Here is an 18,755-nt window from a genome sequence, read left to right on the forward strand (position 1 = left end):
CCAATAACCAATTCCCACAGGTCCCCGAGGAGCTGTGTCGCACAAATGAGCTGGCGTTGGGTATTGGACCCGTGGGCGAGAGCGAGCTCGCCCACGGTTGTTTGTTATTTTTCTTGCGCCGGAGATCGGAAGTCGCCGGCGCTCGTCGTCAGATCGCCTTCTTCGAGGCGATCAACTTGTCAAAGTATTCGACGGTCTTCACCAGACCGTCACGCAGCGGCACTTTCGGGCTCCAGCCCAGGTGCTGTTGCGCCTTTTCGATATTCGGACGACGCTGCTTGGGATCGTCCTGCGGCAGCGGCCGGCGCTCGATCCTGGACTTCGAGCCGGTGATGTCGATGATGTTCTGCGCCAGCTCCAGCATGGTGAACTCGCCGGGGTTGCCGACGTTGATCGGGCCGGTCACATCGTCGCCGCTCGCCATCAAGGCGATGAACGCATCGATCATGTCGTCGACATAGCAGAACGAGCGCGTCTGGCTGCCATCGCCGTAAATGGTGATGGGCTGATTCTGCAGCGCCTGCATGACGAAGTTCGACACCACGCGGCCGTCGTTCGGATGCATGCGCGGGCCGTAGGTGTTGAAAATACGGATGACCTTGATGCGCAGCTTGTGCTGCCGGTGATAGTCGAAGAACAGCGTTTCGGCGCAGCGCTTGCCTTCGTCGTAGCAGGAGCGCGGACCGATCGGATTCACGTTGCCCCAATATTCCTCGACCTGCGGATGCACCGCCGGATCGCCGTACACCTCGGAGGTGGAGGCCTGGAAGATCTTGGCGCGCACACGCTTGGCGAGGCCGAGCATGTTGATCGCACCGTGCACACTGGTCTTGGTCGTCTGCACCGGGTCGTGCTGATAGTGAATGGGCGATGCCGGGCACGCCAGGTTGTAAATTTCATCCACTTCGACGTACAGCGGGAACGTCACGTCGTGGCGCATCAGCTCGAAGTTCGGGTTGTCGATCAACTGCGCGATGTTGTCCTTGGCGCCGGTGAAGAAATTGTCGACGCACAACACGTCGTTGCCGGCGGCCATCAGGCGATCGCACAAATGTGAGCCCAGGAAGCCGGCGCCGCCGGTGACCAGGATGCGCTTTCTGCTGAACTGACCCATTAAACGTTACTCGCTGTGACTGCGTGATTCGACGAAGTGGACGGCTGTGGCGCGGGCAGTCGCAGGACTTCCGCATAGACCGCCATGGTTTTATCGATGCTCTGCTTCATGCTGAAGTTCGAGGCCATTCTTTCATAGCCGCGTTTACCGGTGAGGCGCGCGAATTCCGGATCGCTCAGGAAACGATCGACGGCCGCGGCCAGATCGGCGGGCTTGCCTGGATCGACCAGCAGACCGCTCTCGCCATTCACCACCACTTCGGCCGGACCGCCGATGGTCGTCGACACCAGCGGCTTGGAGCGCGACATCGCTTCCAGAGTCACGATGCCGAACGGCTCGGGCTGAATCGAGGTGTGCGTGACCACGTCCATCCACTCCATGTAGTCGATGGCGTTGCGCTGGAAGCCGGCGTGCACGATGTTACCGGTCAGATTCAATTCCTTCTCGATACGATCCAGACGATCGCCATATTCGCTAGGGCCCTTGCCGCGGTCGCCGACCAGCACGCAGCGGATATCGGGATATTTCTTTTTCAGGATCGCGGTGGCGCGCACCAGCGTCTCCTGCCCTTTCCACTCACGCACGTTGCCGACCACGCCGATCACCGGCACGCCTTCGGGAACGTTGTGCTTCTGGCGCAGCTGCGCCGGCGTTTCCTTGATCTGATAACGGGTCAGGTCGATGCCGCAGTGGATGACCTGAATGTTCGGATAATCGATGCCGCCGTTCTCCAGCATCGCTTTGCAGATGGCGTGCGACAGGCTGATGATGCGGTCCAGGCGCTTGCCGAAGTACTTCGACAGAAACGAATAGGTCTGGTTGATGCCCATCTCGTGCGTGATGCACGGAATACCGACCTGCCGCGCCGCCAGCATCCAGGCGTGATTGCGCGTCATCGAGTTGTTGAGATTGACCAGATCGATGCGTTGCTCGCGCAAGTACTTCGCGTGCACGCGCGCCTGGGCATATAAGCCGCGATACAGATTGCCGAGCCGCTTGATGGGATTGAGCACGCCGTTCAAGGCGCCGAAGTCCACCGGCTTCAGGTTATCGAACAGCACCACTTCGGCGCCGGCGGCCCGAAACTGGTCCATCAGATAGTTCTCGCGGTGGAAGCCGACGATGGGCTCGTAGCGCGAACGGTCCAGGCCCCGGATCAGGTCGAGCAACAGAAAGTACGAGCCGCCGACCGTGCCATCGCGGTTGCTTTCGACGAACAAGATGCGCTTCGGCATTCGATTCCTTCTTGGGATCCAAGACTTATAGTCGATTACTGTAGCCGTCCGGGTGTCGGGCGGGCTGTGATGCAAGCCCCAGACACCGGCGGTGGATTGTCAGCCCTTTCGACATAGCGTGCAGCGTCGGAATTTCGACTAGGGACCGGCCCTTTCGACCGCTGTCTGGACCTGCAATCGGCGGGCTAGCGTACTCAACCCGCCGGGAGGCGGCCATGGCCCCTCCGGACGATGCCCGGTCGGTGGCGACTGCGAACCAGACGACATATCGACCGGGGCAGTCAGGGTATCATTCGCAGTTCCAATCCGTCGCTAACAGCACCTAAATCGCGTGGCAGAGACACCCTTCTTTTTCGCTCGCGGGGATGCCCGGTTGTTCGGCATCCTGCATTCCCCCGAGGGCGCGGCCAAGCCGCTCGCCTTCGTCATGAGTCATCCGTTCGGCGAGGAAAAACTGTGGAGCCATCGGGTCTTCGTCAGTTGCGCCCGCACCCTGGCCGCGCAGGGCCACGCGGTCCTGCGCTTCGACTACTTCGGTGCCGGTGATAGCAGCGGCCTGAGCGCCGATGCCAGCCTCGAATCGCATCGCGAGGACTTGCGGGCCGCCATCGGCGCGCTCGAGCAGCGCGTCCCGGCGATTCAGCAGATCGGCCTGATCGGGCTGCGTCTGGGCGCCACCTTCGCGGCCCTGCTGGCCGAATCGAATGCCCAACAATCGATCTCCCCTCGCCTGGACGGCGCGCCGTTGGTGTTGTGGGATCCGATCCTCGACGGTGATGCGTATTTCCAGGAGCTGCTGCGCTCGAACCTGAGCACGCAGCTGGCGGTCTACGGCAAGGTCGTCGACAACCGGGAAGTGCTCACCGCCCGCATTCGCGCCGGCGGCAGTGTGAATGTCGACGGCTACGAGATCGGCAAGGGCTTGCTCGAAAGCTGCGGCGTGAGCACCTTGCTCACGACCGACGCCAAACGACATGCCGGCCCCGCGCTGATCGTCCAGATCGCCGCGACCGAAGCGCAGAAAGAGCGCGCCGATCTGAAAATACTCGCCTCGAGCTACTCCCAAGGCACGCTGTCGCGAGCGGCCGAGCAGCCGTTCTGGCGCGAGATCAAACCTTTCTACCCGCGCGCGAACCAGCTGCAGGAGCTGACGCTGCGCTGGCTGGATGAAGTCACGGGCGCCCCCTCGGCCACGCCCCTCGAAGCTGCCGCATCCGGCGGTTGATGCGATCGCAATGAATTCGGCAGGAACGTCCAGCATGCAACAGCCCGGCGATATCAGCGCGGTCACCTTCACCAGCAGCGAAGGCAATACCTTGTTCGGCACGCTGCACCTGCCGGCGCAGGTTCGCCAGGAGCTGCCCGTCATCGTGCTGCTCTCGCCCGGCGTGAAAATGCGCGTCGGCCCGGGTCGCCTGTATGTGCCGCTGACCGACGCGCTGGTGGAAATGGGCTACCGCGTGTTTCGTTTCGATTTCTACGGTCTCGGCGACTCCTCGGGCGAGTTGCAGGAAACCATGCTCGCCGATGTTTATAACAACATCGAAGTGGGCCGCTATGTGGCCGACTCGCGCAGCGCCATTCAATGGCTGCGTCAGAACACGGGCGCGAAGAAATTCATTCTTGGCGGTCTGTGCGGAGGCGCGATCACGGCGCTGCTGACCGCGGAGCGCGAGCCCGATGTCGAAGGCTTGTTGTCGCTGGGCATGACGGTCACGTTGGCCAGCAACGCCGCGACGCCCGCAAAGTATTTGACTCGCCAGCAGCTCGATTCGCGCCGGCAGGGCTATTATCGCCGCCTGCTACAGCCGATGTCGTGGTGGCGCCTGCTCACGTTTCAGAGCGAGTACGGCGTGATCTGGCGTTCGATGAAGCGCCTGATCATCAAGGATAAGCCCGTCGCGCAGGCCGCGCCGGTCGCGGCCACCGCCGAGCAGCGCGGCAACGCGAATCCCCTCTTCCCACCGGCGTTCTTCGCGTTCCTGAAACGTGGCGGTCGCGCGCTGATGTTGTTCAGCGAGAAGGATCGGCTGCAGTCCGAATACGAAGAGAAATTCGCCGCGCCGTTCGCCGAACAGTTGAAGCCTTACCTGCCTCAGCTGCAGCAACACATCGTGGCCGAGGCCAATCACGTGCTGTCATTCACGCCGTGGCAAAAAGAAATGGTCGCGGTCAGCCGCGGCTGGTTGCAGGGCTTGCACGGAGCGAAGTGAGATGAGCGACGCTCACTCGACCGACGCCCCCGACTATCAGCTCGATCATGTCTGCCTCGCCGTGCGCAAGATCGCACCGGCGCGGGCCATGCTCGAGAAGACGCTCGGCTACACCGCACGCACCGAAGTCGTCACCAATACACGCCAGCAAGTGAACGTGCAGTTCATGCGCAAGGCCGGCTCCATCGATATCAAGCTGATCGAGCCGTCGTCGTTGTCGTCGCCGCTGGTGGACTTCATCAAGGAGCGCGGCGGCGGACTGCATCATCTGGCATTCAAGACTCAAACCGTCGCCGCCGGCGTGCAGGATCTGGAATCCAAGGGCGCTCGCGTGCTGGCCGCGCCGCAGCCCGGCGAAGCATTCGATGAAGCCGACATCGCCTTCGCCTTCCTCGGCGCCGGCTTGAACGTCGAGCTCATCGACACCGACAAGCGCCGTAGCGAAAAACAATAGCGACGCATCATGGCCGACCTACAGTCCTCGATCCTGTTCCGGGCCGCGAAGAACTATCGCGAGTACCGGCGCCTGCGTCGCTTGCGCAATCAGCCGCTGTCGGTGGCCCCGCAGACCTACCCTGCGTATGTGATCAATCTCGAGCGCAGCCCGGAGCGCCGGCTGTATATCACCAGCCATTTACGCAGCCTGGGCATCGAGCCCACGGTGGTTCCGGCGTTCGATGGCAAGAAGATGTCGCTCGACGAAGAGATTCGCGCGGGCCGTTACAACGACGAGGTGTCGCGCAAGAGCTTCGATCGTTCGCTATCGATGGCCGAGATCGGCTGCGGACGCAGCCATCTGTCGATCTATCAACGCATGGTTCGCGACGGCACCCCGTATGCGCTCGTGAGCGAGGATGACGCGCAGTTTGCGCCCGATGCTCGCGATCGCATCGACGCTGCGATCAAAGCTGCGCCGGCGGACTGGGGCGTCATTCAACTGCGTTTCGACACCCGCCACTTCGAGCCCGCCGTGAACGGCCTGGTGAAATTCAAATTCGGCGACTCGCTGCCCGTCGCCGCGACGGCTTATCTCATCAGTCAGCGGGCTGCTCGTGTGCTCGCGGAAAACACGCTGCCCATTCGCTATCCCGCCGACTCCCTGCTGGGCCGGGTCGATCAATGGGGCTTGCAGGCGCACGGCGTGTGGCCGGAGCTCGTGGGCGTGAACAACGTGTTCCCCTCGAACATTCAGGGCACTCGCAATTCCCGCTTCCGCGCGTCCAACTTCGTGAAGAACCTGCTGTTGAAAGTGTTCGGCTGAGCGTTATTTCTTCAGCTTGAGCACGGTCTTGATCATGCCGATGTTCATCGGGATGTAGACCACCGCGCCGACCAGGATCAGCCACACGATCTCGATCTTGCTACTCGGCAGGAGTTGATCGGCGATCCAGATCGCACCGCCCGCGGCGATGGATTTGAGGGTCGCCGGCCACAGCGGACGCAACACTTCGCCCCAGCTCGCCTCCATCACCTTGGTGACCTGGTACAGGCCGTACAGCAGGTTGGTGACCATCACGAAGCTCATCGCCGCCGCCGCGCCCACCGTGCCCCACAGTTTGATCGCAGGCACGATCAGCACCAGGATGCTCACCACGCGGATCACGGCGATACGGAAGCCGATGTCCGGCCGACCGATGCCGTTGAACATGTAACCGTTGACGGTGACGATCGCGTGGATCGCGCCGTAGATACACAGAATGCGGAACGGCCCGACCGCATCTTCCCAGCCCGCGCCGTAGAAGGCGGCGATCATCGTGCCGGAGGCCGCCGCCATGCCCGCCATGACCGGCATCACCAGCGACGCGATGATGTCGGTGACCTGAGCGAACGTCTTGCGCAACACCGGCAGGTCTTTCTGAATCTTGGCGTAGGCCGGGAACATGATGTTCGACAGCACGAAGGCGACGTGCGTCGGCGGGAAGTTCGCCAGCAGGAACGCCACCGAATAGTGACCGAGCTGTGCCACGTCGAGCATCTTGCCGATCACCGCGCCGCCGGCTTCGGAGGCGATGAACATCAGGATGGTCGAGGCCGTGATGAACTTGCCGTAGTGGAGCAACTCCATCGCGATCTTGCGATCGATATGGAATACCGGCTTGCCGGGAATCAGGATGTAAGACAGCGCGGTCTTGATGACGGCGGCGGCCACGAAGCTCGCCACCAGCGCCCACACCGAGCGCGTCCACCAGGCGATCGCGACGGCGACGATGAAGGACGCGAAGCCGACCACGTTCTCGATGATCGCGACCTTCTTGAAGTCCAGCTCCCGGATGGTGCGTGACAGGTTGATGTTGGCCGTGCCGGAAAACAGGAAACTCGCGCCGAGCACGCTAATCAACGCCACCAGCTCGGGCTTACCATAGAACGTCGCCATGCCGTACGCGACCGGCACCATCAGCACGGCCAGCAGCAAGCCTCGCAACGCGAGCAACGTAAACGCGGTGTCCTTGGCGGAGTCCCAATCGCCCTGCCGCTGCACCATGGCGCTGCCGAAGCCGGTCTCGGTGATCAGCTGCGCACCACGAATGGCCATGAGGGACAGGGACATCAGGCCGAACGCCTCGGGGGCCAGCAGGCGCGCGAGGACCGCGGACTTGGCGAAGGTCAGACCATTGACCCCGAAGGTCGCCAGGGCCTGCCAGAAGCCGGAGCGGAGGATTTTGCTTCTCAACGAGCCATCGGTCCGGTTGAGAAAGCCGAACAGCTCACCGGCGCGGGAGGAGAGTTTGGTCAACATCCGCGCGAGGGTACATGGCCGGGAGGGCCAGCGTCACGAGCCACCGCACACTTGCGGACCGGCGGTACTTATGACTCGACGGCGGGCCTTGCGCCCGCCGTCGTGGATTACAACTTCGTTACTGGACGCTGTTCAGGACCGGCGGATTGGGCCGCACGGCACTGCCGTCCGGATCGGTCTCCGACAGGTGCCAGTTGTCCCAGCGCTGCGTGCCGTAGGCCGTCGACTCCGTGACGTAGTTCGACATGATCAGCTTGTTGGGAAACACGTTGACGTTCTCGCGCAGCTGCACGTCGGTGTGCTCGCCCTTCAACACGCCATTGACCCAGAAGCGCACGATGCCGTTGGCCTGACCCAGCGTATTCTGCTTGATGTACAGCTTCAGCTTGTCCCACTGGCCGAACCGCACCGTCGCCGGCGTGCCGATGTTCTGCGAGACGTTCGGCATGGTCCGACCGAAGCTGCCATCCGCATTCCACTTCAGATGATCGACGAAATACTCGCCACTGCGCGGTATGACGTTGATGATGATCTGATAGCGACGCCGACCGTCGTTCACGTCTTCCAGATTGATGATGGCGATCTTGTGCACGCCCGCACCATCGGCGAAATGAAAGCCCGTGTCGAAACGGCTGTCGAACGTCAGCCACACGCCGTCGTCCGCGACTTCACCGGCGACGCGCCGGTTGTCGCCGAACACGTATTCCTTGTAGTTGTCGGTCGGGCGGCCCGCGGTCATCACGGACTGCGTCGAGTACCGGCCGTCCGTAGCCATCGACGAGGTGACGGTCATCGAAGAATCGAGACCGCCGTTCCATTCGGCAAACGTGCCGGCTTCAAAGCTGCTGTTGAAAGGCAGGCGGGCCGCGGCGCTGAGCGCCGGCTGAGCGGTGAGGCTCGCGCCGATCAGGCACAGCGCGGCCGCCAGGGAAGATGTTTTCGTGATCCGTACCATTATTACTGCACCGAAAGCGAAGACGGGGGATTCGGACGGGTCGTCGTACCAGTACGGAAACCTGCCGGCGGACCGATGTACGAGTCGTCGATCACGATGTCATCGAGCATGAAATAGTTTTCGGGATCGGCGCGGACATTGCCCCAGTTCATGTAGCCGCCGATCAGGTCGACGTAGCTCCAGGTACCGCCCGGGCCCGTGTCATCCATATAACGCTGCACGTACAGGCCCTGGAACTGGCCGTCCTGCGTGTCGATGTACAGCTTGATCATGCCGGTGCGGGTGTTGGCTTCCAGCTCGACGCTGATCCACTCGTTGGAGCGCTTGCCATTGCCCTGGGTGTTGTTACCGAGGCGCAGACGCTCAGTGCCGTTCGGCCAACCTTCACCGCCCTCGAAGCGGCACACGGTGCCGTCGCACGGCGCCCAGCTTTCCCAGTTGCCGGCTTGATAGTCGGTCGCGATGACCATCGGACGACCGCGGTTGCCGTCGCGATTCAAAATGATCAGCTTGCCGCCGGCGCCCAGCTCGTGCCACATGCGGCCCTGGTAGACCAGCACGCGGATGTTGATCTGCTCGGGAATCGTCGACAGGCCGCGAAAGTCGAACTGGCCGACAGCAGCGTAGCCTTCGGCGTTCGGGCCGGTGAACTTGGCGGCGCCGCGACCGTTCCAACCGGAGGTCGGCATCCAGGTCTGGGTCGCGCCCTGCGTGATCCAGGTGAGGTCGCTATAGTTGTTCGCGTCGAAGGTCTCGGTGAACGGCAGCGAGCGGACTGTGCGAGCCGCCGAAGCCGTAGTCGCTATACTCATGCCGCCAGCAAACATGCACGCGAGCGCGAGTGCCCGCCCCCATCGTCTAGCGCCCGCGTACGCGCGGTGCGTGACTTCATTCAACTGAGCCATTAGCTGCTACTCCTAAATCACTGCCCGGACGAAGCCAGGTTGTCGTGCAATCTCGTCGTTTTCGACAAGAGGGCCCGGCCCTCGATGCTCCTACAACCAGGAATACTTACTTATACTGAATCAACCTACACAATTTATGAAGGTGCCCTGCGCAACCGTCAAATCATTGCCGCCCTACACGAGGCGCCCGGAAGATATATGCACCTCGGCAAACCGCAAACCTGTCGCCATTCCGCATCGAACCAGCGACCTGCGGTCACGAGGCAGCACTTTATGTAGGACACTTTGCGAGGTCACGCAGCGGCTCCCTGAATACATCCCGAGTCTGTTGCCCACGTTGCCACGCGGCGACAGCGCGTTTTGAGCGTCAGATTTCCGACGTTTGCGATGACGTACACATGAAAACATTTTTTGCGCATCAATCCGTAGGCGCAAACATCCTTACAGGCATCCAGGATCTAACCGATCAGGGCCGCGCAGACGTGCAGGTATTGGACTTAACTCGGGCACACGAATGCCACCCTGCGCAGGCGCTCCTCATCATCCACCAACCGATCGGCGTAAACCGAGAACCACTTGGCAAGATCGCGGCCTTCCGTGAGCTGTTGAATGCCAGCGACCGGCCGGAGATCGACGTGGCATTACTCAAATTCTGCTATGTCGATATCGCCACGCAGGCCGACGCCGAAAGTTTGTGGAAACACTACGAGGCGGCGATTGAGCAACTGTCGACAGATCAGCCCGGCGTGCAGTTGGTACATTGCACGGTGCCGCTGCGATCGTTGCCGGAAGGTCCGTATGCGTGGCTGCGGCGCGCGTTGGGAGATCGGCACCCTGCCCTCGTCGGCAATCGCGCCCGGGACTGGTTCAACCGACAATTGCGGTCGAGCTTCGGCGGCGGTCACAAACTGTTCGATCTGGCGGCGGTACAATCGCGCCGCGCCGACGGTCGCTCGTGCGAGGTCAACGACGGCGGTACCCGCGTGCCATCCTTGGCGCGGGAGTGGACTTATGACGGTGGCCATCTCAACGAGCGGGGCCGTACCATTGCCGCCGCCGCGTTTCTAGAATTTTTACAAACACTGCAGGACTCGAGAAAGCGCTGATGACTGTCGCCGTGGTTCCCCAAGCCGCACTCGCAAGTGGCAGCGCGCCGCTCACCGTCGAGACCGCTACCGCCACGCACGCCACCGAGTGGAATGCGTTTCTGCGGCAGCAACCGCCAGGCTCCTTCTATCACCTGTTCGAATGGAGCGGGATCAACCAGCAGGCGCTGCGCAATCCCGGCTTCAATCTGATCGCACGTGCCGGCGGCGAGATCCGTGGCGTGCTGCCGTTGACCTTCGTCGCCAGCCCGCTGTTCGGTCGCGTGCTCTGCTCCATGCCTTTCGTCAATTACGGCGGACCGGTGTCGATCGATGCCGCTGCGACCGAGGCGCTGGTTCGGGCGGCACGCGACAAAGCGAACGAGCTGAAAGCGGACTATCTGGAGTTGCGCTGTGCCTCCGCCATCGAGACCGACATGGCGGTGTCGACGCGCAAGATCAGCATGCACATCGAGCTGGCGCCCGATCCGGACACCTTGTGGAACAAGTTCGCGTCCAAGCATCGCACCAACATTCGCCGCGCGCAGAAGAACAATCTCGAAGTGCGCTCCGGCGGCATGGAGCTGCTGGACGTTTTCTATTCGGTGATGGAGCAATCGTGGCGCTCGCTGGGCACGCCCTTCTACGCCCGCTCCTATTTCGAAACGATTTTGAAAGCGCTGCCCGAGTACACCAGCATCTTTGTTTGTTCGCAGGGCACGACGCCGGTGGCGGTAGCCTTCAACGGTTACTTCAACGGCATGGTCGAAGGCCTGTGGGCCGGCGGCACTGAGCTGTCGCGGCCGCTGCAAGCGAACTACGTGCTGTATTGGGAAATGATGCGCGATGCCTGCGTGCGCGGCTGCACTCGTTATCACCTGGGCCGATCCACGGCCGATTCCGGCGCGGAAGATTTCAAGAAGAAGTGGAATGCCACGTCCAGCCAGCTGTACTGGTATTTCCATCGCCCGCGCGGCGGCGAGATGCCGCAGCTCAACGTCGACAATCCCAAGTACAAGCTCGCGATCCAGATGTGGCAAAAGCTGCCGCTGTGGGCAACGCGTCTGATCGGGCCGCCGCTGGCTCGATCCATTCCGTAAGGCGCGGCGCCCATGGCATTCGTGGCACCGGCGGGCACGCCGATCTCTCCAATCACATTCGCCGTGAGTCTGGCTCGTGGCTTGGGCTCGTCCGCGGAGATTCCGCTCGGCGAAGGCCTCGCGGCGCACGCCAAACATCGTCGGTATTGGCTCGTATCGACGGGTCGCGCCGCGATGGTGCTCGCGTTGCAAGCGATGCGCGATCTGAGCAAAGACCCGCAGCGAGTCGAAGTCATCGTCCCCGCTTACACGTGCTATTCCGTGCCGGCCTCGGTCATCAAGGCCGGATTGAAACCTCGGCTGTGCGACGTGGATCCGACCTCGCTCAGCCTGGATCCCGAGGCGTTACGGAAGTTCGACTTTTCGCGCGTGCTGGCGGTCGTCACCGCCAATCTCTACGGAATTCCCAATCATCTGCAAAGCATCGAAGCGATCGCTCGCGAGCGCGGCGTCTGGATGCTGGACGACAGCGCGCAAGCGCTCGGTGCCACGCATGAGGGACGTCCGGTCGGCGGCTTCGGCGATGTCGGCCTGTACAGCTTTGATAAGGGCAAGAACATCACCAGCCTCGAAGGCGGCGCACTGGTCGCAAGTCATCCCGAGCTGTCGGCTGCGTTGGATCGTAGGCACGCGGCACTGACGCCGGCCTCGGCCACTCGGACCGCAACAACGATCGTCAAACTCGCCGCGTATGCAACGTTGCTCCACCCCACCCTGTACGGTGTCGTACGGAAGTTGCCGGGGCTCGGCCTGGGCCGCACGGTGTATGACGAGACTTATCCGGTCGAGCGTTACAGCGGAACATTGGCCGGCTTTGCCGGGACCTTGTTGAAGCGGCTGCCGACGTTGACGCGGGGCCGACAGGACAACGCCCTGGCGTTACAGGCGGCGTTGAGCAAAGTCCCGGGCGTGCGATTGATCGACGTGCCAGCGAACTCTCAGCCTGCCTATGCGCGATATCCGTTCCTGATGACGGATCCGAGTCGACGTGCGGCGGTGCTGGAAAAACTGGAGGCGGCAGGCATCGGTGCCACCGCGTCCTATCCGAGTGCGCTGAATGATGTTCCGGAAGTGGCCAGGCACTTGCCGGCGGTCGATCTGGAGATGCCGGGCGCCCGTCAGGTCGCAAACGCCATTGTCACTCTGCCGACGCACGCCTATTCGCCAGCGGATCTGCCGGCGCGCGTGGCCGCGGCGATGCGCGGCTCGGTCGCTTAAGCCGCTTCGATCGCTTCTTCCGATTCGTCGTCGTCGATCGTGTCGCGGGCATGGGCCAGCGCCGTGTTCAGCAACTCGGTATTGAGCACGCGAATGTCATAGCGTGACTGCGCGAACGCACGCCCCTCCGCACCCAACGCACTCAGCTGATCTGCGGACAAGGTCACCAACTTGCGCAACCCCTCGACCATGCCTTCCACGCTGCCCGGCTCGAAGCTAAACGGCAACATGGCGGGCGCGGTCGATTCGCCCACGCCGCCGGTGCGGCTCACCGCGGCCACGGCTCGAAACAACATCGCTTCCTGCACGACGCAAGCCTGGTTCTCTTCCCAGGTCCCCGCCGGGATGCTCGGCAACAGGAACACGTCCGCTTCGGTATAGCAGCGATACAAATCGGCCTGCTCGACCCGGCCGAGCATTTCGATGTGCTGCCCGAGGCCGTGCTCGGCGATGAAACCCGCGAGCTGCTTACGCAACGGCCCGTCGCCGGCGAGGCGTACCTTGATGTCGTGCCCTTCCTGGATCAGCACCTTCAACGCCTGCAAGCCGAGCATGAAACCTTTCTCTTCGCTCAGCCGGCCGACCATGAAGATATTGAGCTTGCCGTCGCGGCGATACGCGCGCGGCTGCGGGTCGGGAAAGCCACGCAGATCGAAACCGACTGGCGAAATCACAATCCGATCCGGCGCCTGGCCGCGACCGATGGCGTGCTTGCGGGAGCTTTCGGTGTTCGTGAACACCACGTCGAAACTGTCGAAGGTCGCCTTCACCGTCGCGACCGAGGGCGTCGGCACGCCTGGCACCTCACCGCCGTGGTAATACATCGCGATGACCGCGTCAGGATAGATCGCCCGCAAAAATTGCAGATTGGCGGCGGCACGCAGATTGTGAACCAGCACCACATCAGGGCTGTCCGCCGGCAGCAGCAGCGCGCGTGCCATGTTCAGACAGCGATGTTTGATCGAGGCGGGATGAGCGAACGCACGGAAGGAACGCTGGATCGCCCGGCCGGGCCGGCGGGCGAAATCGCGCAGGAACGCGCCGAAGAACTTCGGGACTTCACGCACCGTGGGCGGCAAATACCGCGTCTGACGCACGAAGGCGCCCTCTTGCCCGCCATTGCCCATGCCGCCGTCGTGCAGACCGAAGGCATACACAGTCAGCTCGTGGCCATCCTGGAGGAAGCGCTCGAACTGGACGTAGTGGTAGGCTTTGTAGGGACTGGGGAAATGTTCAGCGATCGCAAGCAGCTTCAAGACCGCATCCTTTGGGCGTATCCGGCCCCGCTTGGCCAGCCGCCCGACTTTGTTTCCATGGCCGCGAGAATGCGCCAAACGCGTATGGCAGTGCAACTAAATACGCGGACAGGTTCGCGGGTTTGTGACCCGTCGCAGGTACAATGCCGCCGGCCTACAACCCCGTGGATTCTGTAAACGATCCGAGATGGTCGATCTGTGATTGCCAAGCGACTTCTGAAGAGCGCGCTGGTCGCCGGCGCGTACCACACCGGCCTGCTGAGCCTGTACCTCGGGCGCAAGCTGCGGGGCCGTGCCGTCGCGCTCACGTATCATCGCGTGCTGCCGAAGCAGGAGCTGGCCCGCTCCTTCTCGACCGACGCCATCGTGGTCACCCCCGCGACCTTCCGTCGCCACATGCAGACATTGCGGAAGTCGTTCAATCCGCTCACCGCCGAGCAGTTCTCGGCCGCGCTCGCCAGCGGCCACTGGCCGGCGCGGGCCTGTATCGTCACCTTCGACGACGGCTGGCTGGACAACCTGGAGCACGCCCTGCCCATTCTTAAGGAATGCGGCGTGCCCGCTGTGTTATTTATCGCCACAGATTATGTCGGCACCGAGCGTTGTTTCTGGCAGGAGACCCTGGCGCGCTATCTCGCCGCCGCGGCCACCGTGCCGGACCGGAGCGCACCGCTGTTCACCGAGCTGGGCATTCCTCATGTTCTCAAGCTGCCGCCGGCGGAAGCCCGTGCGGCCACCCGGGCCATGATCGACTCGTTGAAATCCCAACCGCAGGCGCAGCTCGATGCGCTGCTCGCGCGCGTGCACAGTCTGTTACAACAATGGCAGGTCGAGCTGCCGCAGAATCATCCGGATCGATTTCTCTCCTGGGCGCAAGTGAAACAACTGAGCGAAAGCGGTGTGGTCACGATCGCCTCGCATTGCTGCTCGCACACGCCCCTGACCAAGCTGGAGGCTGGCGCGGTGCGCGAGGAATTGCAGCGCTCGCGCCGGGTCATCCAGGAGCGCATCGGCGTCGATACCCAGCACATGGCCTATCCAAACGGCGACCACGATGCAAACATCGCCGCCGCGGTGCGCGACAGCGGTTATCGCACCGCTTACACCACGATCCGTGGCCACGTGGCGCCTGCGGCCAATGCGTTCACCTTGAAAAGAATCAACATCCACGAGCGTGGCACGGCCACGCCGGGCGCGTTCCTGGCGCGTCTCGCCGGAATTTTCTAGTGGCTCGAATACTCGTTACGGACGGAGACAATCGCTCCGCGCTCGCAGCTACTCGCGCATTGGGCGAGCTCGGGCACACCGTGTTCACGGCATCGGAGGCGCATCCTTCGCTCGCCTCGGTCTCGAAACATTCGGCCGGCTTCGACGCCTATAGCAGCCCGTATCGCGCGCCCGATCAGTTCGTAAGAAACATTGCGGCGATCGCCGAGCGTCGGCAGATCGACGTGCTGTTGCCGATGACAGAGATCACGACGATCCTGCTCACCCGCGCCCGGGAGCTGCTGCCGCCGAAGGTTCGTATTCCCTTTCCGGAGGCCGACATCGTCGCGACCGCCGCGGACAAGTCCAAGGTGCTGCAGCTTGCGTCCGAGATCGGCGTGCCGATTCCGAAGACCCTCGTGGTCGACACGCCCGACGAGATCGATCTGGTGTTACAGCGCGTGGAATATCCGGCCGTGTTCAAACCGGCCCGGTCCCGTGCCTGGAACGGCGAGCGCTGGATCTCAGGCGGCACGGGCTATTCGCCCACCGCCGAAGACTTGCGCGCCCGGCTCACCAAACTGGATCCGGCCATTTTTCCGGTGCTGATCCAGGAGCGCATTCAAGGACCCGGCGTCGGTGTATTCGTATGCTGCGGTCAGGATTCGCAGGTGCTCGCGACCTTCGCGCACCGGCGTTTGCGGGAGAAGCCACCGTCCGGCGGCGTGAGCGTGCTGTGTGAGAGTGCGCCGGTCGATCCGGTCGCGAAGGAACATGCCATCCATCTGCTTCGGAGCATCGGCTGGCTCGGCGTCGCCATGGTGGAATTCAAGCAGGACTCGCGCACCGGCGCCTTGAAGCTGATGGAGATCAACGGCCGCTTCTGGGGCTCGCTGCAGCTCGCGATCGATGCCGGTGTGAACTTCCCGCGCCTGGCGGTGGATATCGCGCTGGAGCAGGCTGCGCCCATCGACAACTATCGCGTCGGCGTGCGCTCGCGCTGGTTCTGGGGCGATGTGGACGCGATGGTCGCACTGTTGTTACGCAGCCGCTCGCAACTCAACTTGCCCGAAGTCCATCCGGGCCGTTGGCGAACGCTGCTGAGCTTTCTGAAGCTGTGGCAACCGCGGACTCGTTACGAGCTCGAGCGTGCCGGCGATCCGCGTCCCGCGCTGCTCGCTGCGCGACGCTGGTTGACCAATCGGGACTGATCAGGTCGCGGGAATCTGTTCGGCGCCCGGGCGCAAACGTCGCGTCCCCGCTCGCTTCCTGGCCGCGGCGGGGGCGTCAACCAATCCCGCCTCCTCCGCCATCACGCGACGCAAGGCCACGCAGACGCCGACCATCACGAAGATGTGCGGGTAGTACGTCACCGACAAGAATCCACCCGCGATCGCCAGACCGATGATGCTGCCGTTGTACGCGTTGAGCGCGCGGATATCGGCCGCAAACCGGGTCGGTTCCTTGAGTCGCTCCTGTTCCTCTTCGAGCCGCTTCCTCAAGCGCACGTTGCTGCGGAAGTTGCCGAAGACCAGCTTGAACAACATCAGCAAGCCCAGGATGCCCAGCTCGCCCAGGATCAAAAAGTACATGGAATGCGCCGTCATCCAGCGCACCGGCGCATCGGGACCGCGGTACTTCGGAAAGTTATTGGGGAAGTTGCCGGCGCCGACACCGAGCGGGTTGTGTAACGCCATCTTCGTGCCGGCGCGCCAGGCATGGATACGACCTTCGGCGGAGCTGTCCTCCTGGGGCGCAGAGAGCGTGCCCATGCGCTCGAAGTAAACGGCCGGTGCGTACAGCAGCACGCCGATCACGGCGACCACGATTGCTACGACACCCGCCGCCTTGCGCGGGCTACGCCACCACATGTAGCCGAACACGCCCACCATGCCGAGCGTCGCGCCTCGCGACTGGGTGCCGATGATGGTCAGCATCAGCAGGCCCAGCAGGAACCAGCTGAACATCTTTTTGAATTTGGTCGTCTGGTTGAGCGCGATGTTGAGCTGGAAGCCGAGCAGGATGCACATCGACATCGAGTAGTCGTTGCCGTCGCCCAGGAACGTCGCGCCAATGACGTAGTGCCGCGTGGTCGGCGAGAGCACGACCTCGGGGTTCATGACCAGCAGGAACAGGTGCGAGACGATCAGCGTCAACGCCACGCCGTTCACCCGCTCGCGACTCGTGCAGATGCGCACGATCATGATGTAGATGAACAGATAGCCGAGCATCTTCTGGAAGACGATGAAAGAGTAGCCTCCCACCGTCGCCCATAGCATCGACGCCAGCACCGCGCCGAGAAAGATAAACGGCCACTTGGCGAGCCCGTCGGCAAAGATGCGGTTCCACGGTCGCAGTCCTTTGGCGAAACAGGTCACCAGGAACAGCACCAGCGGGATGGCGCTGTTCAGCGGCAGCAGGCCGAGCGGCTTGAAGTAGGCCGCGGGGCGGCCGTACTCGAAGAACAAAGCGAGCAGCAGCCACCAGTAGAGATACCGAGTGCTTTTCTCGGCCTCTTCGGGGCTGAACTCCTTGGCTTTGGTCTTCACTAAGGTCTGCCGACGAGCGTCTCGTAGATACGAGTCAGTTTCTCGGTGCGAACGTCGAAAGAATAGTTCTGCAGGATACCCTGATGCGCCCGTTCCGCCATCCGCACGAAGTCCTGCGGCCGCTCGAGGAATCGAGCGATGCCGTCAGTGAGCTGCTGGAGCGTGGGCTGGATCAGCCAGCCAGATTCCTGGTGAGCAATGACTTCAGCGGTCCCGCCCACCGCCGTCGCGACGATCGGCACGCGCAGATAGGCCGCCTCCAGGATCACGTTGGGCAACCCTTCCGTGAACGAGCTTTGCACGACCAGGTCGATGTCAGCATAGAGACGGGGCATGTCCTTCACGTAGCCGACGAATTCGACGCGCTGCTCGAGCCCAAGGTTCCTCGCCACCGAGCGAAGCTGCTCCTCGAGCGGCCCGATGCCCGCGAACTTCAGTCGCAGCTTCGGCCAGCGCGGCGTCAACGCGTGCATCGCATTGAGCAACATCTCCTGTCCCTTCTCAGGCGACAGACGACCGACATTGACCATCGTGACTTCGCCGTTTGGATCGATGGGCCGACGCGGCTTGTTGAGCATCTCGCTGCCGTATGACTTCAGCACCAGCGCGTTACGCAGCACCGTCGCCTGCGACTCCGGCAACCACCAGCGCGGCACCAGCGAACGAGTCGCGTCCGATACGATGATCACGTGATCGAAACGCCGGAACATCATCTTGTCGAGCAGACGCACGATGCGCCGGCGCCAGGTGTTCGCGATCCAGCCATGCGCGGTCGCGACCAGGCGCAGCTTGGGCCGACGCCGCTTGATGATCTGGGCGATCAGGCTGGAGCGGAACTCGCTGGTATGTAACAAATCGATCTGTCGATCGTCGATGATTTGCAGAATGGGATCGATGAGCTCGTTGCCGAGTCGGCCGTGATCGGCGAGCGCCGTGACGCTGATACCGCGCTGTCTCGCCGCGTCCACCAGCGGATGCTCGCCTTCGCGTTTCGCAACCAGCACACCAATGTGAAATTCAACACGCGCCGGATCGAGGTGCGAGCCAGTCTCGAGAATCGTGCGCCCCGGCCCGTCGACCCACGGCGAATCGCGTAGATGCAGAACGCGGATCGGTGGCTTGCCGACGTTGCGCGCCACCTCGAGTTCACGACCGGTCTGAAACTTCGGCTGCGTGCTCATG

General features: G+C 62.7%; 17 protein-coding genes. 9 read left to right on the forward strand and 8 right to left on the reverse strand.

What is annotated here, in order from left to right; translation table 11 throughout:
• Positions 1-148 precede the first annotated feature (148 nt).
• Both ACFPN2_RS29735 and ACFPN2_RS29740 read right to left on the reverse strand, forming a co-directional pair.
• Positions 149-1,114: a UDP-glucuronic acid decarboxylase family protein gene (locus tag ACFPN2_RS29735; protein ID WP_380603485.1), complete on the reverse strand. Its 966-nt coding sequence runs from the start codon at positions 1,112-1,114 to the stop codon at positions 149-151.
• A complete protein-coding gene (locus ACFPN2_RS29740; protein ID WP_380603487.1) occupies positions 1,114-2,349 on the reverse strand; it encodes a glycosyltransferase family 4 protein in 1,236 nt (411 codons plus the stop codon). The genes ACFPN2_RS29735 and ACFPN2_RS29740 overlap by 1 nt, the downstream gene beginning before the upstream one ends.
• Before the next feature lie 331 nt (positions 2,350-2,680).
• Here ACFPN2_RS29740 and ACFPN2_RS29745 point away from each other — a divergent pair, with 331 nt between their 5' ends.
• From ACFPN2_RS29745 to ACFPN2_RS29760, 4 genes are read left to right on the forward strand one after another with little or no spacing between them, the layout of a single operon-like run.
• Positions 2,681-3,574: a serine aminopeptidase domain-containing protein gene (locus ACFPN2_RS29745; RefSeq protein WP_380603489.1), complete on the forward strand. Its 894-nt coding sequence runs from the start codon at positions 2,681-2,683 to the stop codon at positions 3,572-3,574.
• A gap of 34 nt (positions 3,575-3,608) precedes the next feature.
• The gene (locus tag ACFPN2_RS29750; protein WP_380603491.1) at positions 3,609-4,562 is read left to right on the forward strand and encodes an alpha/beta fold hydrolase; all 954 of its coding nucleotides are present in this window, start codon (positions 3,609-3,611) and stop codon (positions 4,560-4,562) included.
• A 1-nt stretch (position 4,563) separates the two neighbouring features.
• Positions 4,564-5,016: a VOC family protein gene (locus tag ACFPN2_RS29755; RefSeq protein WP_380603493.1), complete on the forward strand. Its 453-nt coding sequence runs from the start codon at positions 4,564-4,566 to the stop codon at positions 5,014-5,016.
• 9 nt (positions 5,017-5,025) lie between these two features.
• Positions 5,026-5,823, forward strand: coding sequence for a glycosyltransferase family 25 protein (locus tag ACFPN2_RS29760; RefSeq protein ID WP_380603495.1), 798 nt, complete (start codon positions 5,026-5,028; stop codon positions 5,821-5,823).
• 3 nt (positions 5,824-5,826) lie between these two features.
• Here the strand turns inward: ACFPN2_RS29760 and ACFPN2_RS29765 are convergent, their stop codons facing one another.
• The 3 genes from ACFPN2_RS29765 to ACFPN2_RS29775 all read right to left on the reverse strand — a co-directional run bounded on the left by ACFPN2_RS29765 (position 5,827) and on the right by ACFPN2_RS29775 (position 9,066).
• Positions 5,827-7,299 (reverse strand): lipopolysaccharide biosynthesis protein, encoded by a 1,473-nt coding sequence (locus tag ACFPN2_RS29765; RefSeq protein ID WP_380603497.1) that lies wholly within the window; start codon positions 7,297-7,299, stop codon positions 5,827-5,829.
• Positions 7,300-7,417: 118 nt separating this feature from the next.
• Positions 7,418-8,254, reverse strand: coding sequence for a heparin lyase I family protein (locus ACFPN2_RS29770; RefSeq protein WP_380603499.1), 837 nt, complete (start codon positions 8,252-8,254; stop codon positions 7,418-7,420).
• 2 nt (positions 8,255-8,256) lie between these two features.
• Positions 8,257-9,066 carry a hypothetical protein gene (locus ACFPN2_RS29775; RefSeq protein ID WP_380603501.1) on the reverse strand — a complete coding sequence of 270 codons (810 nt, stop codon included), beginning with the start codon at positions 9,064-9,066 and terminating at the stop codon, positions 8,257-8,259.
• A gap of 491 nt (positions 9,067-9,557) precedes the next feature.
• Here ACFPN2_RS29775 and ACFPN2_RS29780 point away from each other — a divergent pair, with 491 nt between their 5' ends.
• From ACFPN2_RS29780 to ACFPN2_RS29790, 3 genes are read left to right on the forward strand one after another with little or no spacing between them, the layout of a single operon-like run.
• The gene (locus tag ACFPN2_RS29780) at positions 9,558-10,265 is read left to right on the forward strand and encodes a hypothetical protein (RefSeq protein WP_380603503.1); all 708 of its coding nucleotides are present in this window, start codon (positions 9,558-9,560) and stop codon (positions 10,263-10,265) included.
• Positions 10,265-11,344 carry a FemAB family XrtA/PEP-CTERM system-associated protein gene (locus ACFPN2_RS29785; protein WP_380603505.1) on the forward strand — a complete coding sequence of 360 codons (1,080 nt, stop codon included), beginning with the start codon at positions 10,265-10,267 and terminating at the stop codon, positions 11,342-11,344. Before ACFPN2_RS29780 ends, ACFPN2_RS29785 begins: the two co-directional genes overlap by 1 nt.
• 12 nt (positions 11,345-11,356) lie before the next feature.
• Entirely contained in the window at positions 11,357-12,562 is a 1,206-nt protein-coding gene (locus ACFPN2_RS29790) for a DegT/DnrJ/EryC1/StrS family aminotransferase (protein WP_380603507.1), read from the forward strand.
• On the opposite strand, the gene ACFPN2_RS29795 is transcribed toward ACFPN2_RS29790, so the two are convergent.
• Positions 12,559-13,818 carry a glycosyltransferase family 4 protein gene (locus ACFPN2_RS29795; RefSeq protein WP_380603509.1) on the reverse strand — a complete coding sequence of 420 codons (1,260 nt, stop codon included), beginning with the start codon at positions 13,816-13,818 and terminating at the stop codon, positions 12,559-12,561. The genes ACFPN2_RS29790 and ACFPN2_RS29795 overlap by 4 nt on opposite strands.
• Before the next feature lie 198 nt (positions 13,819-14,016).
• Here ACFPN2_RS29795 and ACFPN2_RS29800 point away from each other — a divergent pair, with 198 nt between their 5' ends.
• Positions 14,017-15,045 carry a polysaccharide deacetylase family protein gene (locus ACFPN2_RS29800; RefSeq protein ID WP_380603511.1) on the forward strand — a complete coding sequence of 343 codons (1,029 nt, stop codon included), beginning with the start codon at positions 14,017-14,019 and terminating at the stop codon, positions 15,043-15,045.
• Positions 15,045-16,235, forward strand: a complete 1,191-nt coding sequence (locus tag ACFPN2_RS29805) for a carboxylate--amine ligase (protein WP_380603513.1) — start codon at positions 15,045-15,047, stop codon at positions 16,233-16,235. The genes ACFPN2_RS29800 and ACFPN2_RS29805 overlap by 1 nt, the downstream gene beginning before the upstream one ends.
• On the opposite strand, the gene ACFPN2_RS29810 is transcribed toward ACFPN2_RS29805, so the two are convergent.
• The gene (locus ACFPN2_RS29810) at positions 16,236-17,573 is read right to left on the reverse strand and encodes an O-antigen ligase family protein (RefSeq protein WP_380603515.1); all 1,338 of its coding nucleotides are present in this window, start codon (positions 17,571-17,573) and stop codon (positions 16,236-16,238) included.
• Positions 17,573-18,754, reverse strand: a complete 1,182-nt coding sequence (locus ACFPN2_RS29815) for a glycosyltransferase family 4 protein (RefSeq protein ID WP_380603517.1) — start codon at positions 18,752-18,754, stop codon at positions 17,573-17,575. The genes ACFPN2_RS29810 and ACFPN2_RS29815 overlap by 1 nt, the downstream gene beginning before the upstream one ends.
• Position 18,755 lies beyond the last annotated feature (1 nt).

It is taken from the genome of Steroidobacter flavus (genome assembly GCF_042651805.1).
Lineage (GTDB): Bacteria > Pseudomonadota > Gammaproteobacteria > Steroidobacterales > Steroidobacteraceae > Steroidobacter > Steroidobacter flavus.